This is a genomic window from Candidatus Poribacteria bacterium (assembly GCA_009839745.1).
Taxonomy (GTDB): Bacteria; Poribacteria; WGA-4E; order WGA-4E; family WGA-3G; genus WGA-3G.
Window position 1 is genome coordinate 1 of sequence record VXPE01000007.1, and the last position, 2,941, is coordinate 2,941.

The 2,941-nt window shown below is 49.7% G+C and carries 3 protein-coding genes; all 3 read left to right on the forward strand.

Annotated features, from left to right (window positions below; all coding sequences use genetic code 11):
- Window positions 1–106 precede the first annotated feature (106 nt).
- The 3 genes from folB to F4X88_01470 are packed head-to-tail and all read left to right on the forward strand — an operon-like array spanning window position 107 to window position 2,735.
- Entirely contained in the window at window positions 107–463 is a 357-nt protein-coding gene (folB, locus tag F4X88_01460; GenBank protein ID MYA54938.1) for a dihydroneopterin aldolase, read from the forward strand.
- Window positions 456–1,655 carry a phosphodiester glycosidase family protein gene (locus tag F4X88_01465; protein ID MYA54939.1) on the forward strand — a complete coding sequence of 400 codons (1,200 nt, stop codon included), beginning with the start codon at window positions 456–458 and terminating at the stop codon, window positions 1,653–1,655. The genes folB and F4X88_01465 overlap by 8 nt, the downstream gene beginning before the upstream one ends.
- Window positions 1,656–1,682: 27 nt before the next feature.
- Complete coding sequence (locus tag F4X88_01470; GenBank protein ID MYA54940.1) at window positions 1,683–2,735, forward strand: hypothetical protein; 1,053 nt, start codon at window positions 1,683–1,685, stop codon at window positions 2,733–2,735.
- Window positions 2,736–2,941: the final 206 nt, after the last annotated feature.

Below are 2,941 nucleotides of genomic sequence, written 5' to 3' on the forward strand. Positions count from 1 at the left end.
ACTGGAAAATTCGTGCAATTGATTACACCGATGGAAGGTTTGGCAGACAGGTGAAATACCTGATTGAACCTGCCCATACCTTCGGGGAGATTCCCGTAGAATAGTCATGGATAAAATTATCCTCAAAGGGATTCGATTTCATGGTCACCACGGCGTTCCCGAAGCGGAACGCCACGTCGGTGGCCATTATGAGATTGATGCAACCTTGGGGGGTCCACTTGCAAATCCCGGTAGGACAGACGCACTCGCTGACACCGTCGATTACGCTGAAGTCGTCAGGCGCATCGTTGAGGTCGGCACGCAGCAGTCGTTCCAACTCATTGAAGCACTCGCTGAGAAGATCGCCACGGTCATTTTAGAACAATTCGCAGTGAATGAGGTCCATCTCATTGTCAAGAAGCTGCATCCTCCTATAGAGCAACCCATTGATTACTTTGCCGTTGAGATTTTTCGCAATGCCTAAATTCCATGCGATCATCTGTTTGCTCCTCTTATGGATGACAGACCCTGCCGCACAGGCTGGCGGTGAGAAAAAAACGCTGTTTCCAGGTATGGCAACGGGACTCCATCTTTATCGTTACGACTGGGATGTTGAGACATGTGTCCTGTATGTCGCTGAAATGTCCCGACATGAGCCGACACTACGTTTTGAGGTAGCACTCGCGAATGCCCAAGTCCTCGGAAAAGAAACCGTTCGGTCTATGGCAAACCGTCGGAATCAACGGGGTGACCGGCGCGTCCTTGTCGCAGTCAACGGTGGGTTCGGCGTCCTTGGGGATATGCGTGGTTACGGCGGCGTATTAGAGAGTCTGCATGTCCAGGACGGTGAACTCATCACCCAACCTAAAGATACCGAGGCGTGTTTTGGCGTAACCGAGTCCGGTGAATTTCTCAGCACTCCCGTGGAAATGAAAGCAAGCGTCCAAATAGGTGCCCACACGCTACCCCTCGGATGTGTTAATCAACGACGACTTGATGGGTGTCAGGTGACGCTCTACACACCACGGCTCGGTGAATCAACCCATACCAACCGACGCAGAGGCACAGAGATTATAATCGGCGGGCTTTCGCTCCCTTTAACCCCCAATTATACACACATCTACCGTGTGGACGGAGTCTCACGCGATGGAAATAGCACAATTCCCAGAGATGGCGGAATTCTTTGGATTAGCACACGGTTGAAGGGGTCAGGCGTTTCCGAGTTTAATACTGGCGCGAGCGGCACACTTACCCTTACGCTTTCACCACCTGAATGGAATCGAGTGCAACACGCGATTGGTGGACGGCTCCGACTCCTTAAGAATCGTAAAATAAATGAAACCCTTGTGAAGATGCATCACGCTGAAAGGCGGCATACGCCCGGCAAACGCACATCGGTGTTGAATTTGAGCCATGAACCGCGCACTGCGCTTGGCTACAATGCAGACACACTCTTTTTAATAGTTGCCGACGGACGGCAACCGAAGTACAGCACCGGATTAACCCTCTACGAACTCGCCGGCATTCTCATTGACCTCGGGGCAACCGAAGCAATTAATCTGGATGGCGGTTCCTCCAGCACCTTTGTCGTTAACGACGCGGTCATCAACAAGCCGTCAGGACAGCGAGAACGCGAGGTACTAAATGCCGTTTTTATCACAGCGGATGTCCCATAGACGCAGGATCATTTTCGGAGAGCCATTTTGAAAATTTATCGTAATGTGACGGACAAAATCTCAATATTTCTTTTTCTGCTATTCTATCCCATTTGGGTCGCCAATTCAGCGGATTCCCCAAAACTCCTGAAGGCGACTCCGCTATCACAGACCGCCATTCAATTACAATTTGATGGACAATTGCAGGCAGAGACCGCCGAAGACCTTAATAATTATCAAATTGCACCCGATGTCCAACTCGAATACGCCTTACTTGATTCACGACTGAATCGCGTCCTGCTCCTTACTTCGCCGTTAGAGGTCGAGAAAGCCTATCACCTCACACTTCTGAGTTCACAAACAGGAATTGTAATAACCCTTCCCCCTATAAATGAGATAACCTGTGGCGCAGGCGACTCTGTCACGTTCTCTGGCGACTTGCAAGATACGAGCCTGATTGTCAATAAAGATCGCAAAACGCGAAACAACAATGCTGGTGCCGAATCGATGCTCGTATGTGATCCAACTGGCACTGTTTTCTTCGTCGCTTTTGATCTGTATGATGCATTTGAAGATATGGGGATCCGAGAACCGACACAAGTCTTGGAAGCGACAATAAGCCTACATGTCCAGCAATGTGATACGGATGCTGTACAGACCGTCGTCTTCCGCCGTGTGTTGCTCCCATGGCGAGAGGGTAGGGGTATCTCCGAGCGTGCAGAAGATAACGAACTCACCTACAACAGCGCGTTGCATCGGAATCTCCCGTGGAACAGACCTCCCGCGCAAGCAATGTTGTCGGGCATAGACGGCGATACTGAAAGCGATTACAACGGCTCTGAGGATGTCGCCCATCGCATTGATGGCACATGTGAGATTCAGAGAGCAGGAAAGCGTTATGCATTTAAAAGCGACCGCCTCACCGATGCAGTCCGCTTTTGGGTAGCGAATCCCGATTATAACTACGGCTATCTCTTCGCCTTGCGTGATGGCAGTGCACCTATCGTTTTTTCGTCAAAAGAGACAGATGATGAAAACCTACGTCCACTCTTAACAATTCGATATAGGACACAATCGGGGGCGGAAACCGGACAGCGCTAAGTTCTCCCTCGGTTAACTGAACTAACCGAGAAGGTTTGATTTGCATGATAGACGTATAGTATCAATACCTTCGCCAAATTATCCGGGTCTGATTTGATGTGAAGTGTTATGAATAGTTTCCCCAATAGCCCCGAGGTGTTCAGCGATGGTGTCAATAACAATCGTTTCAGGTTTTTGCGGAAGTATTTTTAAGGTTTCGTGTAAAT

Bases quoted from the DNA above. Each gene is read 5' to 3' on its own strand.
- folB (MYA54938.1), top strand. From the start codon at position 107: ATGGATAAAATTATCCTCAAAGGGATTCGATTTCATGGTCACCACGGC.
- F4X88_01465 (MYA54939.1), top strand. From the start codon at position 456: ATGCCTAAATTCCATGCGATCATCTGTTTGCTCCTCTTATGGATGACA.